This window comes from Streptomyces sp. NPDC001393, from assembly GCF_053597455.1.
Window position 1 is genome coordinate 280752 of record NZ_JBSFIH010000001.1, and the last position, 23779, is coordinate 304530.

The following is a 23779-nucleotide window of genomic DNA, read 5'->3' on the forward strand; positions in this document are numbered from 1 at the left end:
TTACCCGCGCGCCCGCTCCAGCTCCCGTACGATCTTCCACTCCTGTGCCGTCAGCGGCGGCTGGGACAGGGCCGGGAGGCTCGGGCCGGTCAGGGCCGCGAGCATGGCGTCCGGGCGCAGCAGCCGGGACGGTCCCGCCGCCAGGCTCGTCACGTCCCAGACGGCGGCGGCCGCGCGGTAGGAGCCGGTGGCCGCCTTCGTCATGCGGCGCGAGTACCGGGCGACGAGGTGATCCGCGACGCCCGGCCGCGCGCCCCGCACCTGGGGGAACCACACATCCTGGCCCACGGCCATCGCCCAGGCCGCCGCGACCGACCTGGCGACCCCCCGCTGCACCCGCCGGGCCAGCCCGGGCGCGCCGGCACCGCCGCGCCGCAGCTGGGCGCCCAGCACCCCGGCGCCGAGCGCGGCCACCGACATGCCCTGTCCGTAGGCCGGGTTGAAGGTGGCCACCGCGTCACCGAGGACGACGAACCCGTCGGGCCAGCGGCGGGCCTTCTCCAGGTAGCGCCGTACGTTGCTGGTGCTGCGGCTGATGCGCACCTCGGTGAGGGGCTCGGCGCCGGAGATCAGCCGGCCCACGATGGGGTCGGGCAGGTCGAGCGTGTACCGCAGGAAGCCCTCGGGGTCGGCGGGCGGCTCGCCGCCCCGGGTGCCGGCGAGGCTCACCATCCAGCGGTCGCCCTCGATGGGCAGGACCATTCCGCTGCGTCCGGGCCGTCCGCCGTAGGGGTCGGCCTGGATGAGCGTCACCGGAAACTGCTCGGCCCCGGCGGGCCTGCGGTAGATGCGGGTGGCGTTGACGAGACCGGCGTCCACGGACGTCTCGCGGATGCCCGAAACCCCGAGTTCCGCCAGCCACTTCAGGACCCGGGAGCCGCGCCCGCTCGCGTCGGCCACGAAGTCGGCCGCGAGTTCCCGCTCGCCGTCGGGCGTCGACACGCGGACGCCTCGGACCCGGCCGGCGTCCCCGGTCAGCCCGAGTGCCTGCACCTTGTGTATCCGCACGTCCGTGCCGGCCAGCACCGTGGCCCGTACGACCCAGTCCAGCAGCGCCCGGCTGCAGGTGAGCATGCGGGGCCCCTCCTGCTGCCAGCGGCGCAGCCAGCCCGCCGGGGTGAGGGCCACCAGGCCCTGGCCGAGGGAGACCTCGTGGGCACCGGCGGCGAGCAGCCGCTCGCGCATGCACCTTCCCGGCACCAGCTCGTCCATGGCGGCCAGGCCACCGGCCATGAGCAGATGGGCATGGCGCCCCTGCGGGAGCCCGCGGCGGTGCTCGGGCCCGTCGGGCAGGTCGTCGCGCTCCAGCACGATCACCTCCTCCACGGAGGCGGACAGCGCCGCGGCGGCCAGCATGCCGGCCAGTCCGGCACCGATGACGACGGCTCTGCGCGGCATGGGGCTCCTCGAATCATCCGGGATCGAACCGGCCAACTTGGGGGCGGGCCACGAAGGTTCAGCCATGGGAGGTCCTCACCGTACCTTCACCCACGCCTTGCGCGGCACGCACGGTCTCCAGGGCCCGCGCCAGCTCCACCAGACCGCTCGGCCCGGACACCTCCGTCGCGTACAGGCGGCTGCCGCTCGGTACCTCCGGCGGCTCCTGGCCGACGGCGGCACACCGCGCGGCGTCCGCGACCATGGCGGCTTCCGCCGCGAGGCGCGCCTCGTGCGGCCCGCGTCCCGCCCGCCGCGCGTCCGCGCGGGCCTTCTCCAGGACGCGGTCGTCGAAGTACGGGGCGAGCGCCAGCAGGGCGTCGTGGATGGACACCTCGCGCCAGTGCAGCCGGTCCTGCGGCAGCTGCCACCACGAGCTGGGGGGCTTGGGGGCGAGGGACGCGAACCTGAGCTGTGACCACAGCGGCCCGAGCCGGCGGTAGTCGCCGAGGCTGTGCCACTGGGTGCGGACCGCGGGCAGCAGCCGGGGCAGGGCGAAGCCCGCGGAACACAGCAGGGCGGCGAGCGACGCCGCCGGCGGGGCGAGGGTGGTGGACAGGAAGTCCAGGTCGTGACCGGTCCAACGGGCCACGACCGCCGTGTACTTGGTGAGCTGGAAGCCGGCCGCGTCCAGCAGCGCACCGACGAGGATCAGCCGCAGCCCGGTCCGCAGGAGCCCGGTGACCTCGCGCCCCCACTTCACGCACATCGTGCACATCACCAGGATCGCCGCGCTGTGCCCGAGCAGGTAGAGCAGGATCATCTCCCGCATGCCCGGGGTGTTCGCGTAGTACGTGTCGAGGTCGCGCAGCCGCTCCGTGTGCGCGTCCGCGAACGCGAACAGCGCGACGATGGCGGCGATCAGTGCTCCGTAGGCGGCCACACAGTGCAGCGAGGCCCGCCGGCGCCGCTCGCGCGGCCCGCCCCGCCACTGGATCAGCAGGACGAGCAGGGAGCAGCTGTACGCGGAGAGCATGCCGTAGGTGAGCGGCGCACCGAAGTTCGGTATGCCGGTGAGGCCGTTGACGGTGGCCAGGGTCAGCGGGGCCGAGCACACGAAGACGAGACCGCCCAGCACGATCGCGGCGCACGTCGACACGGTCAGCGGGTTCCACGGGGCGCTGCGGGGCCGGCGGAAGACAAGGGCGGCGCACAGCACGAGCGCCCCGGCCGCCACGTACACGACGAGATTCACGGCCGCGCCCTCCCCTCCGCTCGGCGCGCGGCCTCCTGGGACGCGCGTGTCGCCCGGACCGGCCTCATGCGGTGCCCGTCGGCGTCGTCGTGCCGTGGACGCGGGCGGACGCGACCAGCGTCGAGGTGGCCAGGGCGTCGGCGATGCCGACGAGCGCCGCGGGAGTCGGGGCGTGCACCGACAGGAGGTCGATCTCGTCACACGGCTCCAGGGGCCGCTCCTGGTGGCGTTCCGCCTCGACCGCCGCCGCGACCACCGCCGCCCACGCGACCGACTCGGCGCGTCCCGCGTCGTCCGTCTCCCGCAGGGTGCTCGCGCGGACCTGCTCGTACAGGTCCCGGTCGAAGTAGGCGTCCAGGTGGCCGAGCGCGTTGTGGATGCTGGTCTGCAGCCACACCAGCCGGGTGGCCGGCGTGGCCCAGCGGGGCCGCGGCAGCCGGAGCGAGCGCCGGGTGAGCAGTTCGTCCAGCTCGCGCTCCAGGGGCTTCAGACGCGCGTACGTCCGCCTCGACCGCTGCCACTCCGTCACGCGGGGCCAGGCCAGCGGGATCAGGATGCCGGTGACGGTGAGGAGCGCGCCCAGCCCGGCGGCCACCGGGGAGACCGTCGTCCCGAGCCGCGACCAGTCGGCCCCGCACCAGCGGGCGATCACGGCGGTGAACTTGGTGATGCTGTACCCGGCGCTGCACAGCGCACCCGTGCCCAGCATGATCAGCCCCACCCGCAGCCGGCCGTCGACCTGGCGCGCCCAGCGCAGGGACGACACCGTGGTGACACCGGCGGCGGCGAGGAGCCCGGCCAGGTACAGCACGATCATCTCGGCGAGGAACGGCGTCGTCGCGTAGTAGGTGTCCAGATCGGTACGGCGTTCCACCGGCGCGTCGCCCAGCGCGAACATGACGGCGATGCCGAGCAGCACGAGTGCGTAGGCGGCGATCCACCGGCGGGCGGTCGGCCGCACCCGCGGCCCGCCCCGCCAGTGGACCACGAGGAGCTGCGAGGCGGCGCTGTACGCCGTGATCGCGGCATAGGTCAGCGGGGCGGCGAGGTTGGGGACGCCGCTGAGCCGGTTGACGGCGCCCACCGTCGGCGGAGCCCCGAGGAGGAAGCACAGCCCGGCCAGGGCCAGCACGGCGCAGATCGCCCGCAGGTACGGGTCCCGCCAGTGGCGGGCCAGGTCCGGCGACTTCACCGCGAGCCCGAGCCACAGCGCCGCACAGCTGAGGTAGTTGATCAGGCCGCTCACCGCTCGGTCCCGCGGTAGTTGAGAGCGGCGGCGATACGGCCGGCCAGGCCCTGGGCGCCGTCGCCGGGTTCGGCGAACACCGAGTCCGCGGAGGCCTCCAGCAGCGGGCGCAGCCGCTGGCCCATCAACATGCCGAACCGGTCCGCCGCCTGCTCCTCGACCAGGCTGAAGTCGGTCCGCGCCGCGCCCGCGTCACCCTGGTTCATGTGCCACACCTCGTGGCAGAAGATGACGATCTGGTGCCACACGGCCGCCCGCCGGTCGACGACCACGTCGTCGTGCGTCTCCCGCTCCAGCCACAGTCCGCTGGCGGTGTGCGGCGGGAAGACCTCCTTGTGGACGACGACCTCGCGGCCGCGCCAGGCGCTGACGGAGGCGACCAGGGCGTCGAAGAGAGCCTCCGGGTCCGCCGGGACCGGGACCCGGATGGGACCGATGAGGGTGTCGGCGAGCCGACGCATCTCCCTGGTCGTACGCACCCTGTTCTCCGTCATCTCGCCGCTGTCACCTGTGCAATATGCCAAGACCCGGCTGGTCTCGGCCACCCCGTGCCGGAAATCCGCCCGTACGTCCGCGCGTTGGCCGGGCCGCCCGTCACCCGGGGGCCGGTGTGCCGGCCGTCGTCGCGTCCGCGCGGGCGCGCACGGCCTCCAGGGCGTCCCGGTGGCGCAGCGCGCAGGAGACCGGGCCGATCTCCCGGAGCAGGTCCGTCGCGTCGGTGTCCGCCAGGCCCTCGTCGGAGAGCGGCCGGGCGCGCTGCTCCACGGCGTCCAGGATCGTCACCGCCGCCGCCAGCGCCTTGGCCTTGTCCGGCGGGTGACCGAGGGCGAGCGCGGCATCGTAGGACCGGCGGCGCAGATCCTCGTCGATACGGCGGCCGAGGGGCAGCAGCATGTCCCGGATGAACGTCTCCCGGTGCGTCAGCCGCAACTCCGGGCGGGCCCGCAGCAGCAGGGGCACCCCCTCTCCCTTGACGCTGCGCATCAGCAGGTACAGCGGGCGCAGTTGGTTGTGGGCGAGCCGGACCCGCCACCGGTCGTGCAGGTACTGGCCGAGGTGCGGCAGGATGAAGCCGACCGCGATCAGGATGGCCGACAGACAGGCCACCGGCGGCGCGACGTCGGTGCTCAGCCAGTCCAGGTCGTGTCCGGTCCAGCGGGCCGTGACCGCGGTGAGCTTGACGGCGTCGAACACCAGGTTCATGCCGTAGCCCGCGCCCAGCGACACCAGTCCCCAGCGCAGCCAGGAGTCGAGCAGCCCGTCGGCGCGCACCCAGTTCCAGATGAGCCGGGACGTGATGAGGGCCGTGGTGCAGTGCGCGAGCAGGTAGAGCAGGATCTCCTCGCGCATGTACGGGGTGGTGGCGTAGTACGTGTCCAGGTCGATGCGCCGCTCGACGGGCACGTCCGCGAGCGCGAACAACACCCACAGGGCGATGATCACCCCCGAGTACACGGCGATCACCCAGCGCTGTGCGCGGCGGGTGACGGCCGAGCGGTCGGACAGCCCGTGGCGCCAGGCGGTGATCAGCAGCAGACAGGCCGCGCAGAACGCGGTGAGCAGTGAATAGACCAGCGGGGCCGCGATGTTGGGGACGCCGGTGACCCGGTTGGTCCAGGCGATGGTGGCCGGCGTCACGAACACGAACACCGCGCAGGCGAGCAGCAGCAGACCGCCCACGGCGCGCAGCAGCGGGTCCTTCCACAGCCGGATGATCGTGGGCAGCTTGATCGCCAGTGCGGTGGCCAGCACCGCGGTCGCGACCCAGAACGCGGCGGAGGACTCGCTGAGCATGCCCGCCGGGCCGAGGTGGTCGGCCAGGGTGGAGGCCGGGCCGGCGCACGTCACCGTGGGCCTCCCGCGCGCCGCCCCCGGTGGCCGAGGGAGCGTTGGACGGGGTCGAGCGGGCGGTCCGAGCTCCGGGACAGGTGGTGCCGGAAGGCGGTGGCGAGCCGGTGCCCGAACGCGTCGGCATCGGCCTCGTCCCGCTCCCGGGAGCCGTCGCGGGCGGCGACGGCGAGCGCGGTCTCCCGCAGGTCGGGCTCCTCGGCCAGCACGCGTGAGGCGGCCGCGCCGGCGCCGGGGTGGTGGCGGTGACCGGCGTGCACGTGCCACAACTCGTGGCCCAGGATGACCAGTTGCTGCACTGCTTCGGCCCGTTCCTCGACGATGACGAGGTCGAAGTCGTGGAACTCCACCCACAGGCCCGTGACCGCGAGCTCGTCGGGGAACCGCTCGAAGCGCAGCTGAACGGGGCGTCCGCCACGCAGGGCGCTCATCGTCGCGCACAGCGCGCGGCACAGCTCACGCGCGTCGGCGGGAGGTCGGGGACGGTCCCGGACCGCGGCGGCGAGGTGTGCCGTCAGCCGGCGCATCGTCAGGCCGGCCGGCGAGCGCCGTCGCAGGCTCCCGGCAAGCCGGGCCGCACTTCTCCGCGCGCCCGCGATGCTCATCGGTCCCCTCTCTGCCGGTCCGAGCGTACGCGTCTGGGCGTGTCCCCGTCATGAGGTCCGGGCGACCTTCGGCAAAGAGGAAACCGCCTACGAGCTTGTGTCCGACCCATTGACGCCGGAAGCGCTTCGATTCTACGGTCCCGTTCGAAGCTACGGGCGATATTCGGTATTTCGAACAGACGGTGGAGACAGGGTATGGGACAACCGGGCATCCGACCTCGGAGCGACCTCATGAGCAAGAGCACCGCCCGCTTCACCCTCGACCCGGGCTTCACGGTGGGCCAGGTCAACGCCCGTATCTTCGGATCCTTCGTGGAACACCTGGGCCGCTGCGTCTACACGGGCATCTACGAGCCGGGCCATCCCACAGCAGACGCCCAGGGTCTGCGCACGGACGTCCTCGACCTCGTCCGCGAACTCGGCGTCACCGCGATCCGCTACCCCGGCGGCAACTTCGTCTCCGGGTACAGGTGGGAGGACTCCGTGGGCCCCGTGCAAGACCGCCCCCGCCGCCTCGACCTCGCCTGGCACTCCACGGAGACCAACCGCTTCGGTCTGTCGGAGTTCATCACGTTCCTGAAGAAGCTCGGACCCGAGGCCGAGCCCATGATGGCCGTGAACCTCGGGACGCGAGGCGTGGCCGAAGCCCTCGAACTCCAGGAGTACGCCAACCACCCCTCCGGCACCGCCCTCTCCGACCTCCGCGCGGCCCACGGCGACAAGGAGCCCTTCGGGATCAGGCTGTGGTGCCTGGGCAACGAGATGGACGGGCCCTGGCAGACCGGGCACAAGACGGCGCAGGAGTACGGCCGGCTCGCCGCCGAGACCGCACGGGCCATGCGCCAGGCCGACCCTTCCGTCGAACTGGTCGCCTGCGGTTCCTCCAGCCAGGCCATGCCCACCTTCGCCGAGTGGGAGGCGACCGTCCTTACGGAGGCGTACGAGCTGGTCGACCACATCTCCCTGCACGCCTACTACGAGCCCGTCGACGGCGATGTGGACTCCTTCCTCGCCTCGGCCGTCGACATGGAGTCCTTCATCGAGAACGTGATCGCCACCGCCGACCACATCGGTGCGAAGCTCAAGTCCAGGAAGAGGATCAACCTCTCCTTCGACGAGTGGAACGTCTGGTACCTCTCGAAGTGGGAGGAGCACGCGAGGACCTTCGAGCAGACGGACTGGCCCGAGGCGCCCCGCCTCCTGGAGGACAACTACAGCGTCACGGACGCCGTCGTCTTCGGCTCGCTCCTCATCGCCCTGCTGCGGCACGCGGACCGCGTCACCGTCGCCTGCCTCGCCCAGCTGGTCAATGTGATCGCCCCGATCATGACCGAGCCGGGCGGCCCGGCATGGCGGCAGACGACGTTCTTCCCGTTCGCTCAGGCCTCGAAGTACGGCCGAGGTCAGGTCCTCGACGTGCGCGTGGACTCACCGACGTACGAGACGAAGAAGTACGGCGAGACGGACCTGCTGCACGCCACGGCCGTCCGCGCGGCCGACGGCACGGTCACGGTGTTCGCCGTGAACCGCAGCCGGACGCGGCCGCTTCCGCTGGAGGTCGCCCTCAACGGGCTCCACCTGACGACCGTCACCGAGCACAGCGCGCTCGCGGACGCCGACCCCGACGCCCGCAACACCCTCGACGACCCCGGGCGGGTCGTCCCGCACCCGGTCGAGGGCACCGCCCTGGCGGACGGCGCCCTCACCGCCGTACTGGAACCGCTGTCCTGGAACGTGATCAGGCTCGCGTGATCAGACCGGCGATCAGACCGGTGTGACCGGAAGCCCGCCGCTCGCCCTGCCGAGCAGCGTCAGGCTCACCCGGCCCGGCCCCGACAGCGTGGTGAACTCCGAAAGGACCGCCAGCGCGAGGGTGTTCGTGCCCCGGGTGCGCAGGACGCCGTTCGGCAGGACGAAGGTGTGCTGCGGGCCCACGTTGTTGATGTACTGGCCCATGTTCCAGCCGTTGAGGAAGATCTGGGCGCGGTAGGCGCGGTAGGGGTCGTCCTGAAGCGTCAGGCCGATCGAGGCGTCGATGTCGGCCGGGACCGCGAGGCGGAAGGTGGTCCGGTACCAGGTCACGCCCTGATACCGGGCGGTGCGCGGGAAGGTCACCGGCTCCCAGTCGTGGTCCCGGAAGCCGGGCAGATGCCAGCCCTCCCGCTCGCCGTACAGGCCGCCGGTGTTCAGCGGGCCGCGCACCGGGTCCGGTGCCGCCGCGCCCTGGATCCGCCAACTCACCCTCGGGGAGGCGCCCTTGAAGGAGGCCGCCGTCAGCCCCCGCGCCACCTTGTGGGTGTCGAGCCCCTTGCCGTCCTGGTCGCGCTGCATACGCCGGACCAGGACCGACAGCACATGCCGGCCGGGCGAGCGCAGCTGCTCGCGGACGGGGAAGACGGCCGTGTCCGCCCAGCTGCCCTTCCGGATGGTCGTGTCCTTGTCCGGCACCGGCATCCGGTGGGTGCCCAGCGGCTCGCCGTCCAGCCAGGCCATCAACAGGCCCTGGGTGCCGGTGCTGTAGGCGAGGGAGACCTCCGTCAGGCCGGTGGTGTCGGTGAAGGAGCCGCGGTACCAGACGTCCCCGTAGTGGAAGCCGTAGTCGTCGGCGAAGAGGACCGGCGATCCGTCGGGGACCGGCGTGGTGCTGAACGTCGTCCTCTTGTCCGCGACCGTCCAGTCCGAGTCGTCGAAACCGGGACCGGCCTCCGGGTTCTCCCTGCGCATCCGCCAGCCGCCCAGCTCCGGCAGCTGCACCTCGGGGACGGCCGGCAGCAGGCCGGTGGTCATCAGGCTGCCGGACAGGGTGACCCGGGTGGGCAGGGTGCGGCCGTTCCACACCAGGGTGTCGATCCCGCGCGGCCCCCACACCTCGATGCTGGTCGTCTCGGTGAGGTCACCCGTCAGGTGGACCTCGGATCCGCGCAGTTCGGCGTGGCGCAGCAGCGCCGGGCCGTACACCAGCAGGGTCCCGGACGGGGTGTCGTACGGGAAGAGGCGTACGGCGGTGGCGTCGTCGGCGAAGAGCAGCAGCAGCGGGGTGTCGGTCTCGCCCTTCTGCACCAGCACCCGGGTCAGCCCGCCCTCGCCGAGCGGGACGTTCACATGCAGGTCGTCGTCGATGTCGAAGGCCCAGGCGGCCTCGGGGTCGAGGCGCATGACGTTCGGCTCGACGGGGCACTTCAGCACCAGCTCGGCCATGTCCTCGTGCCGCCCCGAGAACGCGGCGATGTCCTGCCGCCCCGCCGTCACGCACAGCACGGGCTCGGCGGTGGAGTACTTCAGCGTCCGCCTGCCCAGCTTCAGCCCGGTCGTGAGCAGCCGGGCGTCCCTGCCGGGCACGGTGATCCGCACCCGGCCCGCGTCGGTGGGCAGATCGGCGGTGACCGCCTCGGCGGCGTCGTTGCGGGCGACATAGACGTGCGCGCCGGTGTCCGGGTTGGTCAGGTGGTAGACCTTCAGGCCCTCGGCGTGCACGTCCGCCGCCCGGTCCAGCTTGGCGAAGTCGGGCACGCGCTGGAACAGATGGCCCAGCTGGTGCATCGGCGCGATCTTGTCGGTGACGTTGCGGGCCTCGTCGATGGCGGCGCCGTAGTCGTACGACGTGTAGACGACCGGCGCGGGCAGCCAGCCCCAGGAGGTGCCGCCGAAGGTCATGTAGACGTTGTGCAGGGTGAGCCCGTTGGCCAGGTTGGTCAGGTAGAACCGGCGCTCATAGGCGGCGTCCCGGGTGCGCCGCGACTCGGCGTACCCCTTGCCGTCGAAGAAGGCCCCGCCCCACGGGTCGAACCAGCCGCCGCCGAACTCGGGCACGAACCCGGGCGTGGACGGCGAGGCGCTGGCCCCGCCCCGCGCCCCGCCGGGACCGTAGTGACCCCAGTCCGGCGGGGTCTGCGACGGCGACGGATACCCGTCGAAGCCGTACAGCCAGCCGCCCTGCTCACCGCCGGTGTCGAAGGACCCGGGCACCCAGTACCCGTTCCTGCCCTTGTCGTTGTGGAACAGCGGGACGTCGATGCCGTCCGCCCGCACCTTCCTGTACAGGTGGGACATGTACGCCCGGCCGGCGGCGTCGACGTGGGCGTCGTACTCGTTCTCGATCTGGTACAGCAGGACCGTGCCGGTGCCCTGGGTGAACAGATGCCGGCGGGCGATCCGGTTCACCTGCGTCAGCCACTCGTCGACGTGCCCCAGATACGTCGGGTCGTCGGTCCGGGCCGTGCCCTTCGTCGCCGACAGCCAGCCGGGGAAGCCGCCGCCGTCCACCTCGGCGTTGATGTACGGGCCGGGCCGCAGGATCACGTACAGGCCGGTCTCCGCGGCCATGCGCAGGAACAGGTCCAGGTCCCGGACGCCGGTGAAGTCGTACCGGCCCGGCGCGGGGGAGTGGTAGTTCCAGGCCACATAGATGCTCACGGCGTTGTACCCGTGGGCCCGCATCTTCTGCAGCACGTCCCGCCACAGGGAGGGGCTCGGCAGCCGGAAGGGGTGCAGCTCGCCGGACCACACCACCAGCCGCCTGCCGTCCACGAGCAGCGAGTACCGGTCGTAGCCGATGGTGTGCCGGCAGCCGTCGGCGCTCGGCGGGGCGGGCGCCGGACCGGTCGGCACGCTGCGCGCCGCGTACGCCGAGGGCGCCCCGGGGCCGTCGCTGCCGCCCAGGGCGAGCCCGAGCGCGGTCGAGCCCGCGAGGGCACTGAAGGTACGTCTGCTGAGCGCCAAGGTGGATCCTCCGCGGGCGATCTTACGGGGCGCGGGTGCAGGCCATTCTCCATGCGCCGACGCCCCACAATGGACCCATGAGGATCTCGGCACGGGCGGACTACGCGGTACGGGCGGTACTGGAGCTGGCCGTACGGCAGGCTAACGGCCCGGTGAAGGCGGAGGAAATCGCCGCCGCGCAGGGCATCCCGCACAAGTTCCTGGAAGGGATCCTGGGCGACCTGAGGCGTGGCGGGATCGTCGAGAGCAGGCGCGGCGGAGGCGGCGGCTACCGGCTGGCGCGGGAGGCGGCCGAGGTCACGGTCGCCGATGTGATCCGCGCGGTGGACGGCCCGATCGTCTCGGTCCGCGGCGAACGCCCGACGGGCCTCGCCTACACCGGCAGCGCCGAGCCCCTGCTGCCCCTGTGGATCGCGCTCCGGGCGAACGTCCGCCGGATCCTGGAGGGCGTCACCCTCGCCGACCTCGCGGCAAACGCGCTGCCGGAGCCCGTCCGGGCGCTGGCGGCGGAACCGGCGTCCTGGGAGAACCCGTAGGGACGCGGTGTGAACGACCGGATGTGAATGGCCGGAGTTGTATCTCCCGGGTGTGAGCGCGGCTTTCTACGATGCGGAACGCTTCACAGGCTCCACACAGACCCCCCACATCCGACTATGGGAGAAACCATGGCTGGTGGACTCCTCCTGAGCGGTGCCGTGGCGGCGCTGCTCTCCACCGCGATACCCACCCAGAGACCCGCGGGCGGCCCGGTCGACAACCCGCCCCCGGACAAGATCGTCATCGACGTGGCGACGGTGAACGGCTCCGGCTGCCCCGAGGGCACCGCCGCGGTCGCCGTCTCACCGGACAACACCGCCTTCACGGTGACCTACAGCAGCTACCTGGCCCAGGCCGGCGGCACCTCCGACCCCACGGCCTTCCGCAAGAACTGCCAGCTCAACCTGGTGGTCCACGTCCCCCAGGGCTTCACCTACGCGATCGCCAGCGCCGACTACCGGGGCTTTCTGTCGCTGCAGCCCGGCGCGAGCGCCACCCAGAAGGCCTCGTACTACTTCCAGGGCTCCCCGCAGACCGTCCCCAAGTCCCACCCCTTCTCCGGCTCCTACAACGACAACTGGCAGGCCACCGACAGCACGGACTGGGCCCAGCTGGTCTGGGCGCCGTGCGGGGTGCTGCGCAACTTCAACATCAACACCGAGCTTCGGGTGAACGCGGGCACCCAGAACCCGGACAAGGTCAGCTTCATGACCATGGACTCCACGGACGGGGACATCAGCACGGTGTACCACCTGGCGTGGAAGGAGTGCCCCAGCACCTAGGCGGATCGCCTGGTGCGGGCGGACGCCACGCCGGTCACTCTGAGTATGTGGTGGCCGTTGACGTTTCGCACCGGTGAGCGGTCATCCATGGGTTGACCCGCAGAATCGTTCGACAAGGAGTGATCCTCGCAAGGGGCGCGCGAGGGGCGCAGTTCGCGCCGGTTGATTGCCCTCGCGCGCCGTCTGCAGCGATTACTCAACGTGAGCGCAGCTCTGCTAGTCCTGTGCACGCAGCGTGACGACAGCAAGTCGTCGCGGATCGACGTGCCATGGAAGACGAGGTAGAGCCATGCCCCTCGACACAGCGACCACAGCACCGGCGGGAGCGGAGTCGGAGCAGCAGCAGCGCGATCAGCAGAGCCTGAGCACCGCGGCGGCGCGCAATCTCGCCACCACCACCAAGTCCGAACCGCAGATGCAGGCCATCAGCTCCCGCTGGGCCACCCGCATCCTGCCCTGGGTGAACGTGCCGGGCGCCACCTACCGGGTCAACCGCCGTCTCTCCTACACCGTCGGCGACGGCCGCGTCACCTTCGTCAAGAACGGCTCCAAGGTCCAGGTGGTCCCCGCCGAACTGGGCGAACTGCCGCTGCTGCGCGGCTTCACCGACAAGGACGCGCTCGGCGCGCTGGCCGACAAGTTCGTGCAGAAGGAGTTCGCCCCCGGCCAGGTCATCGTGCAGGAGGGCCGCAAGGCCGACCAGGTGTACCTGATCGCGCACGGCAAGGTCGAGAAGATCAGCGAGGGCCCCTACGACGGGGAGGCCGTGATCGGTCTGATGGCCGACGGGGACTCCTTCGGCGGCCAGGTGCTCGCCGGCCAGAACCAGAAGTGGGACTTCACGGCCCGCGCCATGACCGCCACGACGGTGCTCGCGCTGCCGATGACGGCGTACAAGGCGGTCGCCGAACGCCACCAGGCGCTGCGCCGGCATGTGCAGCACATCAGCGGCAACGGGCAGCGCAAGGTGAACCGGTCGGGCGAGGCGGAGATCGAGCTCAGTGCGGGACACGCGGGCGAGCAGACGCTGCCGCAGACCTTCGCCGACTACGAACTCGAGCCGCGTGAGTACGAGTTGAGTGTGGCGCAGACCGTGCTGCGGGTGCACAGCCGGGTCGCCGACCTCTACAACGAGCCGATGAACCAGACCCAGCAGCAGCTGCGGCTGACCATCGAGGCGCTGCGCGAGCGGCAGGAGTACGAGCTGATCAACAACAAGGAGTTCGGCCTGCTCAACAACGCCGACTTCGACCAGCGGATCTCCACCTACTCGGGCCCGCCGAGCCCGGACGACATGGACGAGCTGCTCAGCATGCGGCGCAAGACCCGGTGCTTCCTCGCCCACCCCAAGGCCATCGCCGCCTTCGGCCGCCAGTGCAACAAGCGGGGCATCTACTTCGGCAGCATCGAACTGAACGGCAACCACCTGCCCGCGTGGCGCGGCGTTCCGCTGCTGCCGTGCAGCAAGATCCCGATCAGCGACGAGGGCACGACGTCGATCATCGCCATGCGCACCGGCGAGGACGACCAGGGCGTCATCGGCCTGTACCAGACCGGCATCCCGGACGAGGTCGAGCCCGGCCTGAACATCCGCTTCATGGGCATCAACGAACAGGCCGTCATCTCCTACCTCGTCAGCACCTACTACTCGGCCGCCGTCCTGGTGCCCGACGCCCTCGGCGTCCTGGAGAACGTCGAGATCGCCCGCACGAACGGGAGCTGACGGCGGTGTCGTTGTTCTCCCGGTTCACGGCACCCGCCGTGCCTCACGACATGACGGGCCTGGCACGGGCCCTGCTGTCGCCCGGCACCCCACCGCCACCCAGTCCGCCTCCGGCCACTCCGGTACTCAAGGCCCCGACGCTTCCCGCCGGCCCCACCGGCCTCGGCACGTCGGGAATCCGCATCCCCTTCACGAGCCAGGCACGGCAGTCGGCAGCCCCGGGGCAGACGGTGGCGGGCGCGGGTCTGTCCCCGGGCGGGCCGCCGGCCGGACCCGCTGGGCCGGACGCCGCGGTGGCCGCGCTCGCCCCCACCGTTCCCGGTGCCCCGGCAGCCACCGCCCGCGCCACCACGCCCGAGCCCTGCCCGCCTCCCGCGTGTCCTGCACACCCCCGACCCCGTCCCTCGTGAGGATCCCCATGTCCAAGATCTCCACCCAGATGGAAAGCATCGCCATGGGCGATGTGCTGCGCACCGACTACCAGAAGTCGGTGGCGGAGTACTGGAACAAGGAGAAGGACCCCGTCAACATCAGGCTCGGCGAGGTCGACGGCCTCTACCACCACCACTACGGCCTCGGCGAGTGGGACCCCTCGGTCCTCGTCGGCCCGCCCGAGACCCGCGACCAGCGCATCATCGAGGAACTGCACCGCCTGGAGACCGCCCAGGCCGACGTCCTCCTCGACCACCTCGGCGACATCACCCCCGACGACCACCTCCTGGACGCCGGTTCCGGCCGAGGCGGCACCAGCTTCATGGCCCACGCGCGCTTCGGCTGCCACGTCGACGGCGTCAGCATCTCCGAGCAGCAGGTCGGCTTCGCCAATGACCAGGCCAAGCAGCGCGGGGTCACGGACCGGGTCCGCTTCCACTTCCGCAACATGCTCGACACCCGTCTGGAGACCGGATCGCGCCGGGCGATCTGGACCAACGAGACGACGATGTACGTCGACCTGTTCGACCTCTTCGCCGAGTTCTCCCGCCTGCTGGAGTACGGCGGACGCTACGTCTGCATCACCGGCTGCTCCAACGACGTCACCGGCATGCGGTCCAAGGCGGTCAGCAGGATCGACGAGCACTACACCTGCAACATCCACCCGCGCAGCGAGTACTTCAGGGCACTGGCGGCGAACGACCTGGTGCCGATGCAGGTCATCGACCTGACCCCCGACACCATCCCCTACTGGGAGCTGCGCGCCAAGTCCTCCGTCGCCACCGGCATCGAGGACCCCTTCCTCACCGCCTACAAGGAGGGCAGCTTCCACTACCTCCTCATCGCGGCCGACCGCATCTGAGACCAGGGCGCATGCGTGGTGCCGTTCGTGCGCGACGTGCGGTACCAGGCCCGGTGGGAGTAGACATGAGAGCACACTGCCTGTGGGGCAAGGCCGTTGTCATCGGCGGCAGTTATGCGGGACTCGTGACCGCACGCGTACTGGCCGACTTCTTCCGCGAGGTCGTCCTCGTGGAACGGGATGCCGTCGACGAGGACACCGGCGCTCATCCGGGTGCTCCGCATGGCTACCAGGGGCACGCGATGCTGGCCAGGGGCGGGGAGATCCTGGAGCGGCTGTTCCCGGGACTGCGCGAGGAGCTGAGAGAAGCGGGCGCGCCGGTGTTCGACTACGGGGAGGGCATCGACTTCCTGCTGCCCGTCGGACGCGCGCCACGGCAGTGCACGGGCGTCCCGGTCCAGAGCTTCACCCGCGATGAGCTGGAACGCCGCCTGCGCCGCAAAGTGCTCGCACTTCCCCAGGTCACGCTGGTGGCATCCACCCGGTGTACGGGCCTGACCCGGGACTTCGCGGGCCGGGTGAACGGCGTGCGATGCCAGTCGCAGAGCGCGAAGCCCTTCCAACTGACCGCCGACCTGGTCGTCGACGCCTCCGGACGGTCCAGCTCCCTGGTGGACTGGCTGAACGAGCTGGGCATCAGCGTGCCACCCAAGCGGACCGTGAAGGCGAAGGTCACCTACACGTCGATGAACTTCGACCGGCCGGCGGAGAGCCACCCCGACCATCCCGACTACTACGTCGCCTACCAGATGCTGTTCGCTCCCAGCGTGCGCCGGGCCGGGGTCCTGCTCGCCGTGGAGCGCAGCCGCTGGACCTGCATGCTGTTCGGGTTCCACGACCAGCCGCCGACCGACGACGAGGGCTACCTGGCGTTCGCGAAGAGCCTGAACACGCCGCACCTGGCCGAACACATCGCCCGGCGCTCCGTGCAGGAGCCCAGCCGCCGCTACACCAACGTCGACAACCAGTGGCGGCCCTTCCACACCGTCCGGGACTGGCCGGACCGTCTCCTCGCCGTCGGCGATTCCGTGTGCGTCTTCAACCCCGTCTACTGGCAGGGCATGACGGTCGCCGCGATGGAGGCGGAACTGCTGCAGCGCATGCTGAAGCGGCACGGCATGACGGGGCGACTGGACGGCCTCGCCCGCGGATTCCAGCGGAAGGTGGGCCGTCTGCTGCTGCTTCCGTGGACGGTGTCCACCAACTCCGACCTGATGTGGACCCCGGACGGTCAGTCTCTCGCCGCTCGCATCGCCCACTGGTACAACATGCGTCTCTTCCACGTGGCGGTGAACGACGCGGCCGTGTGGAAGAGGTTCGTACGCGTGGTCAACATGGTGGCTTCACCGGCCCTGCTGTTCCACCCCCTGGTGGCCCTGAAGGTCCTGAGGGTCACTCACCGGCGTACGTGACGTCGGAGGTGACGCCGGTCCAGTGAGGCGCCCTCGGGCCGGCTAGGCCCCCGCCGCGTTCGGCCAGCTCTGCGCGTTGGGCCACCCCGTGGCCGGCGCCGGAGTCAGGTCCGTGGCCGGCGCCGTCATCCCCCGCACCTGAGCCGCCGTGAGCCCACCCCGGGCCGGCACCCCGGGCGGCGTGGGCGCGACAGCGGCCGCGGGCGCCTGCGCGGGCATCGGGGCCAGCGCAGGCATGGGCCCAGGCGCGGGCTCCGCCATCGGTTGCAGCACCGGCTGCACAGGCTGCTGGGCCGGGGCCGCCATCGGCTGAGGCGCCGCAGGCACCGGCATGCCGGTGCCTGCGGCCGGGGCAGGGGCGGCCGGGGTGGCGGCGGCGCCCAGCGCCTGCGCCTGGGCGGCCAGGCCCTGGAATCCGCCTCCGTTGGTCTCGCTCATCAGCCGGTCCACCGCCGCCGTACCCGAGCTGTAGCTGGTCCCGGTGCCCAGCTCGGGTACGGCGGCTCCCCTCCTGGACCCGTAGAGCACCTGCTCCAGGCCGGACACCAGGCGACGCACGTCGACCTGGGGGCGCACCACGAGTCTCAGGAAGCGGCTGGAGGAGCCGATCTTGTTGCCGCACTCGCGGACCAGGATCCGGTGCTCGGTGAGCATCCGGTCCCGGACCACCGTGCCCTCGGCACCCACGGGAAGGCGTACGAAGAGGAAGTTCCCCTGGGAGGGGTACACCGTCAGGCCGGGGAGCGCCGACAGATGGCTGGCCATCTCCAGGCGGTCACGGCGGATCTGCTGCAGGCTCTGGGCGTACTCGTGGCCGTGCTCCCGCAGCATGAACACCACGTGCTCGGCGAAGGAGTTGAGGTTCCACTTCGGGAGCATCCCGCGCACCTTGGCCGCGAGCGCCGGGTTGGCGACCAGGTAGCCGAAGCGTATGCCGTGCAGGCCGAAGTTCTTGCCGAGGCTGCGCAGCACGATGACGTTGGGGCGGAGCATGGCCTCCTGGACGACGCTCGGATCGGCCTCCGCGTCGGCGAACTCCAGGAAGGACTCGTCGACGATCACCAGGTCCAGGTCCGTCATCGCGTCCATGAACTGGACGACCTGCTGCTTGCGCAGATAGCCGCCGTCGGGGTTGTTGGGGTTGCAGATCACCGCCACCCGGGTGCCGCGCCGGCGGATGAACTCGGCGTACTGGGCGAGGTCCAGCGCGAAGCCGCTCGCCTCCTGGAGCGGGAACATGTCGACCCGCTTGCCCGTCTCCATCGGCTGGTCGGTCCAGCGGCCGAAGGTCGGCACGGGTATCGCCAGGGACTCGCGGACCAGGAGGTGGTCGATCCAGGTGATCAGCTCGGTCGAGCCGTTGCCCATCGCCACGCACTGCGGGGGGAGCTGGAGGAGGCTGCACAGCTCGCCGGTGACGGTGTCGGTGCTGCTCGGGTAGTACGTGATGATCTCGCGCAGCCGGGACGCCAGCTCGTCGTACATGGCCGGGGTGGGGAAGTACGGGTTGCACGGGACGCAGAAGTCCACCGGGCCGGTTCCGTCGCCGCCCTCCCGCGTCAGCGCCGCCATCGAAGGGCTGTGGGCGGTGCCGCCACGGAACAACGAGGTGACGTTGCCGGTCAAAGGGACCTCCGTTTCGGGTGGCCCGCGCGGGGGAGCACGGGCCACCCATGGATACGGAGGTGACGCCAGTGGCGTTCAACTCACCTGTTGTGTGAGCCGGTTCACGCCGAGAACCGGTGGATCGTCGTCGTCCGGTACGTCTGGCCCGGCCGCAGCACCGTCGAGGGGAACTTCGGCTCGTTCGGCGAGTCCGGGAAGTGCTGCGTCTCCAGGGCCAGGCCGTCGCCCTGCCGGTAGGTGTGCCCGGACTGGCCGACGAGGGTGCCGTCGAGGAAGTTGCCCGAGTAGAACTGCACACCGGGCTGGTCGGTGAGGATCTTCAGGGTGCGGCCGGAGGCGGGGTCGCGCAGGGTCACCACGTGCTCGGGCCGCGCGGTCACGCCCTTGTCGAGCACGAAGTTGTGGTCGTAGCCCTTGGCGGTGACCAGCTGCGGGTGGCCGATGCGGATGTCCCGGCCGATCGGCTTGGGGTGGGTGAAGTCGAAGGGGGTGCCCTTGACCCTCGCCAGCTCACCGGTGGGGATCAGGCCCGAGTCGGTGGGGGTGAACCGGCCAGCGGCCAGCCAGAGTTCGTGGTCGTAGATGCTGCCGCTGCCCTCGCCGGCGAGGTTGTAGTAGGTGTGGTTGGTGAGGTTGACGACGGTCGGCTTGTCGGTGGTGGCCTCGTAGTCGATCCGCCAGTGGCCGTGCCGGGTGAGGGTGAAGGTGACCTTCGTCTTCAGCGTGCCGGGGTAGCCCATCTCGCCGTCGACGCTCGTGTAGTACAGGTGCAGGCCGACGTCCGAGCCGGAGACGAAGGGCTCGATGTCCCACACCTTGGTGTTGAAGCCCTGCTTGCCGCCGTGCAGGCTGTTCACGCCGTCGTTCACGGACAGCTGGTACTTCTTGCCGTCGAGCGTGAACCGGCCCTTGGCGATGCGGTTGCCGTACCGGCCGATGGTGGCGCCGAAGTACGTCGTGCCCTTCACGTACGAGTCGAGGTCGTCGTAGCCGAGGGAGACGTTGGCGTACCTGCCGTGCCGGTCGGGTATCTCCAGGGACTGGACGATGCCGCCGTAGGAGAGGACCTTCAGGCGGGTGCCGCCGTTCTCCAGCGACCAGCGGTGGACCTTCGTGCCGTCGGCGAGCGTGCCGAAGTACTCCTTCACCGGCTTACGGCTTCCTGTCGAAGCGGACGCGGCCTGGGCGCTGCCCGTGCCGAGGGTGGTGGCGGCGATACCGGCCGCCGCGGCTCCTGCGATGACCGTGCGTCTGTTCAGTTCCATGTGCGGCTCCCCTTTTTTGGGCGCTCGTTCGCCTCCGGGGCGCTGGATGCCGGTGTCGAGAGCCCGATCGTGCTCAGCGCTTCGCGCCTCCGCGCGTTCGGTCTCTCGACACCGGCGCGCCCCTTCGGCTCACTCGCTTGCTTACGAACCGGACTTGCGCTTGTTCCACACGTCGAACCCGACCGCCGCCAACAGGGCCAGGCCCTTGATGACCTGCTGCCAGTCGGTGCCGACGCTGAGGAGGTTCATGCCGTTGTTCAGCACGCCGAGGACGAGACCGCCGATGATGGCGCCGAGGACGGTGCCGACACCGCCGCTCATGGAGGCGCCGCCGATGAACGAGGAGGCGATGGCCTCCAGTTCGAAGCCGTCGCCCGCCTTCGGCGAGGCCGCGTTCAGGCGGGCGGCGACCACCAGACCCGCCAGGGCCGCGAGCACGCCCATGTTCAGGAACACCTGGAAGGTGATGCGCTTGTCCTTCACACCGGACAGCTTGGCCGCCGGCAGGTTGCCGCCGATGGCGTAGATGTGCCGGCCGAAGACCGAGTTGCGCATGACGTAGCCGTAGCCTCCCACCAGGACACCGAGGATGATCAGCACGATCGGCGCGCCGTCGTAGCTGGCGAGCAGCATCGTGAGGGCGACGATCGCGGCGGTCAGGGCGACCAGCTTGAGCAGGAAGAGGTTCCTCGGCACCACGTCGAGGGAGAACTCCTGCTGGCGGCGCCGGTCGCGCAGCTCCTGCCACACCACGGCGGCGATCAGGACGATGCCGAGGAGCAGGGTGAGGTTGTGGTAGTTGGTGTTGGGACCGACCTCCGGCAGGAAGCCGTTGCCGATCTTCTGCAGGCCGTTCGGGAACGGGCCGAGGGTCTGGCCCTTGAGGAAGATCTCCGTCAGACCGCGGAAGAGCAGCATCCCGGCGAGGGTGACGATGAACGACGGTATGCCGAAATACGCGATCAGGAAGCCCTGTACGGCCCCTGCCGCCGCGCCCACCAGCAGGCACAGCACCAGGGCGAGGGGCCACGCCATATGGTGCTGCACCGTGAGCACGGCCGCGAACGCGCCCACGAACGCCGTGATCGAGCCGACCGACAGGTCGATGTGCCCGGCGATGATCACCAGCATCATGCCGATCGCGAGGATCAGGATGTAGCTGTTCTGCAGCACCAGGTTGGAGACGTTGCGCGGCAGCAGCAGGTCGCCGCCGGTCCAGATCTGGAAGAGGACGACGATCAGGCCGAGCGCGATCAGCATGCCGTACTGGCGCATGTTGCGGCGCAGGCCGCCGAGCACCAGCTGCAGCAGGCCCTCCCCGGCGGCCGGTCCGCCCTTGCCCGGCGGCGCGGCGGCCGGGCTCTTGTCGGTGACGTCCGTGCTCATCGCGATACCTCTTTGTCCTTCGTCATCTGGCGCATCAGCACTTCCTGCGTGGCCTCGGCCCGCGGCACCTCACCGGTCAGCCGCCCGGCGGCCATCGTGTAGATGCGGTCGCACATGCCGAGCAGTTCGGGCAGCTCGGAGGAGATGAAGACGACCGCCTTGCCCTGGGCGGCCAGTTGGTCGATGACCGTGTAGATCTCGTACTTGGCGCCCACGTCGATGCCGCGCGTGGGCTCGTCCAGGATCAGCACGTCCGGGCCGGCGAAGATCCACTTGCTGAGGACGACCTTCTGCTGGTTGCCGCCGGACAGCTTGCCGACCGGCTCGAAGACCGTCGGCGCCTTGATGTTCATGGACGTGCGGAAGCCCTCGGAGACCTGCCGCTCCGCCTGCTCGTCCACCACACCGCGCCTCGCGACCTTCCTCAGCGCGGTCAGCGAGATGTTCCGGTTGATGGTGTCGATCAGGTTGAGGCCGTAGTGCTTGCGGTCCTCGGTGACGTACGCGATGCCGTGCTCCACCGCCTCCGCGACGGTCTTCGTACGGATCTCCGTGCCGTCCTTGAGGACCGTGCCGCCCGCGTACCGGCCGTAGGTGCGGCCGAAGACGCTCATCGCGAGCTCGGTGCGGCCGGCGCCCATCAGACCCGCGATGCCGACGATCTCGCCCCGGCGGACGCTGAGCGACACATCGTCCACGACCTTGCGCTGCTGGTCGATCGGGTGCAGCACGGTCCAGTTGCGGATCTCCAGCGCGGGCGCCGCGCCCTCCTCCGGCTCGTGCGGGGTGCGCTCGGGGAAGCGGTGGTCGAGGTCCCGGCCCACCATGCCGCTGATGATCCGGTCCTCGGTCGTCTCCTCCGCCTTCACGTCGAGCGTCTCGATGGACCGCCCGTCGCGGATGATCGTCACCGAGTCGGCGACCTTGCGGATCTCGTTGAGCTTGTGCGAGATGATGATCGAGGTGATGCCCTGGTTCTTCAGCTCCAGGATCAGGTCGAGGAGCTTGCCGCTGTCCTCGTCGTTCAGGGCCGCCGTCGGCTCGTCGAGGATGAGCAGCTTCACCTCCTTCGACAGGGCCTTGGCGATCTCCACGAGCTGCTGCTTGCCCACGCCGATGTCGGCGACGCGGGTCTCCGGGTGCTCGTCGAGCCCGACCCGGCGCAGCAGGTCGGTGGCGTGCCTGAGGGTGTCGTTCCAGTTGATGAACCCGCGCGTGGCGTGTTCGTTGCCGAGGAAGATGTTCTCCGCGATGGAGAGGTACGGCACCAGCGCCAGCTCCTGGTGGATGATGACGATGCCGCGCTGCTCGCTCGCCCGGATGTCCTTGAACTGGCAGACCTCTGACTCGAAGAGGATCTCGCCCTCGTAGGTGCCGTGCGGATGGACGCCGGAGAGCACCTTCATCAGGGTCGACTTTCCGGCGCCGTTCTCCCCGCAGATGGCGTGGACCTCGCCCTGCCGGACGGTCAGAGTGACGTCCGACAGCGCCTTGACACCGGGAAAGGTCTTGACGATCGAGCGCATTTCCAGGACGGGTCCCGCCATGGTCGTGCCTTCCAATCCGTAGGGGCGGGTGCTTACTTGAGCTCGGACTCGGTGTAGTAGCCGCCGTCCACCAGCACCTGCTTGTAGTTGGTCTTGTCGACGCTGACCGGCTGGAGCAGGTAGGCGGGCACGACCTTGCTGCCGTTGGTGTAGGTCTTGGTGTCGTTGACCTGCGGCTTCTTGCCCTTCAGGGCGTCGTCCACCATGGTCGAGGCGACCTTGGCGAGCTGCCGGGTGTCCTTGTAGACGGTCTGCGTCTGCTGACCGGCGATGATCGACTTCACCGAGGCCAGCTCGGCGTCCTGGCCGGTGATGACCGGAAGCGGGTTGCTGCCCGAGCCGTAGCCGTCGGACTTCAGCGCGGACAGGATGCCGATGGAGATGCCGTCGTACGGCGAGAGCACCGCGTCGACCCGGCCGCTCTTGTAGGACGAGGTGAGGATGTCCTCCATGCGCTTCTGCGCGGTGGTGCCGTCCCAGCGCAGCGTCGTGACCTGGTTGAGCTGGGTCTGCCCGGACTTGACCACCAGCTGCTTCTTGTCCATGTACGGCTTGAGCACGCTCATGGCGCCGTTGAAGAAGTACTTGGTGTTGTTGTCGTCGTTCGAGCCCGCGAACAGCTCGATGTTGAACGGGCCCTTCTTGCCGGCGTCCAGGCCGAGCTTGTGCACGATGTAGGTGCCCTGGAGGACGCCGACCTTCGTGTTGTCGAAGGAGGCGTAGTAGTCGACGTTCGGGGTGCCGAGGATCAACCGGTCGTAGGCGATCACCGGGATGTTCGCCTGGTGCGCCTCCTGGAGCACGTTGTTCAGCGACTTGTTGTCGATCGCCGCGACGATCAGGCCCTTCACGCCCTGCGTGATGAGGTTCTCGATCTGCGAGACCTGCGTGCTGGGGTCGTCCTCGCCGTAGACCAGCTTGGTCTTGTAGCCCATGGACTGGAGGTTCTTCACGACGTTGTTTCCGTCGTTGATCCACCGCTCGGAGGACTTGGTCGGCATCGCGATGCCGATGGTGGCGCCCTTGACGTCACCCGTCTTCTCCTTGCTGCCGCCCGAGCTGCTCTGCCCGCAGGCGGTCAGGGTGAGGGCGAGCGAGGCGGCTCCGGCTATGGCGGCGAGGGCGGCTCTGCGGTTGCGCATGGTGATCAGTCCTTG

At 70.3% G+C, this 23779-nt stretch carries 18 protein-coding genes; 6 read left to right on the forward strand and 12 right to left on the reverse strand.

What is annotated here, in order from left to right:
- From ACWC2T_RS01235 to ACWC2T_RS01260, 6 genes are all read right to left on the reverse strand, one after another.
- A complete protein-coding gene (locus ACWC2T_RS01235) occupies positions 1-1398 on the reverse strand; it encodes an FAD-dependent monooxygenase (protein WP_450668382.1) in 1398 nt (465 codons plus the stop codon).
- Positions 1399-1456: 58 nt separating this feature from the next.
- Positions 1457-2632: an MAB_1171c family putative transporter gene (locus ACWC2T_RS01240; RefSeq protein WP_450668383.1), complete on the reverse strand. Its 1176-nt coding sequence runs from the start codon at positions 2630-2632 to the stop codon at positions 1457-1459.
- Positions 2633-2696: 64 nt separating this feature from the next.
- Positions 2697-3878 carry an MAB_1171c family putative transporter gene (locus tag ACWC2T_RS01245; RefSeq protein ID WP_450668384.1) on the reverse strand — a complete coding sequence of 394 codons (1182 nt, stop codon included), beginning with the start codon at positions 3876-3878 and terminating at the stop codon, positions 2697-2699.
- The gene (locus tag ACWC2T_RS01250; protein ID WP_450668701.1) at positions 3875-4339 is read right to left on the reverse strand and encodes a toxin; all 465 of its coding nucleotides are present in this window, start codon (positions 4337-4339) and stop codon (positions 3875-3877) included. Before ACWC2T_RS01250 ends, ACWC2T_RS01245 begins: the two co-directional genes overlap by 4 nt.
- A gap of 133 nt (positions 4340-4472) precedes the next feature.
- The gene (locus tag ACWC2T_RS01255; protein WP_450668702.1) at positions 4473-5672 is read right to left on the reverse strand and encodes a DUF6545 domain-containing protein; all 1200 of its coding nucleotides are present in this window, start codon (positions 5670-5672) and stop codon (positions 4473-4475) included.
- 50 nt (positions 5673-5722) lie between these two features.
- Positions 5723-6331, reverse strand: coding sequence for a toxin-antitoxin system, toxin component family protein (locus tag ACWC2T_RS01260; protein WP_450668385.1), 609 nt, complete (start codon positions 6329-6331; stop codon positions 5723-5725).
- A gap of 231 nt (positions 6332-6562) precedes the next feature.
- Between ACWC2T_RS01260 and arfA the strand changes: the two genes are divergently transcribed.
- A complete protein-coding gene (arfA, locus tag ACWC2T_RS01265) occupies positions 6563-8083 on the forward strand; it encodes an arabinosylfuranosidase ArfA (protein ID WP_450668386.1) in 1521 nt (506 codons plus the stop codon).
- 12 nt (positions 8084-8095) lie between these two features.
- Here the strand turns inward: arfA and ACWC2T_RS01270 are convergent, their stop codons facing one another.
- Positions 8096-11050: a glycoside hydrolase family 35 protein gene (locus ACWC2T_RS01270; protein ID WP_450668387.1), complete on the reverse strand. Its 2955-nt coding sequence runs from the start codon at positions 11048-11050 to the stop codon at positions 8096-8098.
- 77 nt (positions 11051-11127) lie between these two features.
- On the opposite strand from ACWC2T_RS01270, the gene ACWC2T_RS01275 reads away from it, so the two are divergent.
- The 5 genes from ACWC2T_RS01275 (at position 11128) to ACWC2T_RS01295 (ending at position 16798) form a co-directional block, all read left to right on the forward strand.
- On the forward strand, positions 11128-11586 hold the full coding sequence (locus tag ACWC2T_RS01275) for an RrF2 family transcriptional regulator (protein WP_450668388.1): 459 nt from the start codon (positions 11128-11130) through the stop codon (positions 11584-11586).
- Between the two features lie 129 nt (positions 11587-11715).
- Positions 11716-12369 (forward strand): DUF4360 domain-containing protein, encoded by a 654-nt coding sequence (locus ACWC2T_RS01280; protein ID WP_450668389.1) that lies wholly within the window; start codon positions 11716-11718, stop codon positions 12367-12369.
- Between the two features lie 289 nt (positions 12370-12658).
- Positions 12659-14092 carry a family 2B encapsulin nanocompartment shell protein gene (locus ACWC2T_RS01285; protein WP_450668390.1) on the forward strand — a complete coding sequence of 478 codons (1434 nt, stop codon included), beginning with the start codon at positions 12659-12661 and terminating at the stop codon, positions 14090-14092.
- A 418-nt stretch (positions 14093-14510) separates the two neighbouring features.
- Positions 14511-15386, forward strand: a complete 876-nt coding sequence (locus ACWC2T_RS01290; protein WP_450668391.1) for a geranyl diphosphate 2-C-methyltransferase — start codon at positions 14511-14513, stop codon at positions 15384-15386.
- Between the two features lie 65 nt (positions 15387-15451).
- On the forward strand, positions 15452-16798 hold the full coding sequence (locus ACWC2T_RS01295) for an FAD-dependent oxidoreductase (RefSeq protein ID WP_450668392.1): 1347 nt from the start codon (positions 15452-15454) through the stop codon (positions 16796-16798).
- 42 nt (positions 16799-16840) lie between these two features.
- On the opposite strand, the gene ACWC2T_RS01300 is transcribed toward ACWC2T_RS01295, so the two are convergent.
- From ACWC2T_RS01300 to chvE, 5 genes are all read right to left on the reverse strand, one after another.
- Positions 16841-18424, reverse strand: coding sequence for a pyridoxal phosphate-dependent aminotransferase (locus ACWC2T_RS01300; RefSeq protein ID WP_450668393.1), 1584 nt, complete (start codon positions 18422-18424; stop codon positions 16841-16843).
- 101 nt (positions 18425-18525) lie between these two features.
- Complete coding sequence (locus ACWC2T_RS01305; protein WP_450668394.1) at positions 18526-19689, reverse strand: aldose epimerase family protein; 1164 nt, start codon at positions 19687-19689, stop codon at positions 18526-18528.
- Positions 19690-19830: 141 nt separating this feature from the next.
- Positions 19831-21075 (reverse strand): multiple monosaccharide ABC transporter permease, encoded by a 1245-nt coding sequence (gene mmsB / locus ACWC2T_RS01310; protein WP_450668395.1) that lies wholly within the window; start codon positions 21073-21075, stop codon positions 19831-19833.
- Complete coding sequence (gene mmsA, locus ACWC2T_RS01315; protein ID WP_450668396.1) at positions 21072-22622, reverse strand: multiple monosaccharide ABC transporter ATP-binding protein; 1551 nt, start codon at positions 22620-22622, stop codon at positions 21072-21074. Before mmsA ends, mmsB begins: the two co-directional genes overlap by 4 nt.
- A 32-nt stretch (positions 22623-22654) precedes the next feature.
- Complete coding sequence (gene chvE / locus ACWC2T_RS01320; RefSeq protein ID WP_450668397.1) at positions 22655-23764, reverse strand: multiple monosaccharide ABC transporter substrate-binding protein; 1110 nt, start codon at positions 23762-23764, stop codon at positions 22655-22657.
- Between the last annotated feature and the right edge of the window lie 15 nt (positions 23765-23779).

Excerpts from the sequence above, each read along its gene's own strand:
- ACWC2T_RS01295 (WP_450668392.1), top strand. The coding sequence starts at position 15,452 with ATGAGAGCACACTGCCTGTGGGGCAAGGCCGTTGTCATCGGCGGCAGT.
- ACWC2T_RS01285 (WP_450668390.1), top strand. The coding sequence starts at position 12,659 with ATGCCCCTCGACACAGCGACCACAGCACCGGCGGGAGCGGAGTCGGAG.
- ACWC2T_RS01290 (WP_450668391.1), top strand. The coding sequence starts at position 14,511 with ATGTCCAAGATCTCCACCCAGATGGAAAGCATCGCCATGGGCGATGTG.
- ACWC2T_RS01235 (WP_450668382.1), bottom strand. The coding sequence starts at position 1,398 with ATGCCGCGCAGAGCCGTCGTCATCGGTGCCGGACTGGCCGGCATGCTG.
- ACWC2T_RS01280 (WP_450668389.1), top strand. The coding sequence starts at position 11,716 with ATGGCTGGTGGACTCCTCCTGAGCGGTGCCGTGGCGGCGCTGCTCTCC.
- ACWC2T_RS01260 (WP_450668385.1), bottom strand. The coding sequence starts at position 6,331 with ATGAGCATCGCGGGCGCGCGGAGAAGTGCGGCCCGGCTTGCCGGGAGC.
- mmsB (WP_450668395.1), bottom strand. The coding sequence starts at position 21,075 with ATGAGCACGGACGTCACCGACAAGAGCCCGGCCGCCGCGCCGCCGGGC.
- ACWC2T_RS01250 (WP_450668701.1), bottom strand. The coding sequence starts at position 4,339 with ATGCGTCGGCTCGCCGACACCCTCATCGGTCCCATCCGGGTCCCGGTC.
- chvE (WP_450668397.1), bottom strand. The coding sequence starts at position 23,764 with ATGCGCAACCGCAGAGCCGCCCTCGCCGCCATAGCCGGAGCCGCCTCG.
- ACWC2T_RS01255 (WP_450668702.1), bottom strand. The coding sequence starts at position 5,672 with ATGCTCAGCGAGTCCTCCGCCGCGTTCTGGGTCGCGACCGCGGTGCTG.
- ACWC2T_RS01305 (WP_450668394.1), bottom strand. The coding sequence starts at position 19,689 with ATGGAACTGAACAGACGCACGGTCATCGCAGGAGCCGCGGCGGCCGGT.
- arfA (WP_450668386.1), top strand. The coding sequence starts at position 6,563 with ATGAGCAAGAGCACCGCCCGCTTCACCCTCGACCCGGGCTTCACGGTG.
- ACWC2T_RS01275 (WP_450668388.1), top strand. The coding sequence starts at position 11,128 with ATGAGGATCTCGGCACGGGCGGACTACGCGGTACGGGCGGTACTGGAG.
- mmsA (WP_450668396.1), bottom strand. The coding sequence starts at position 22,622 with ATGGCGGGACCCGTCCTGGAAATGCGCTCGATCGTCAAGACCTTTCCC.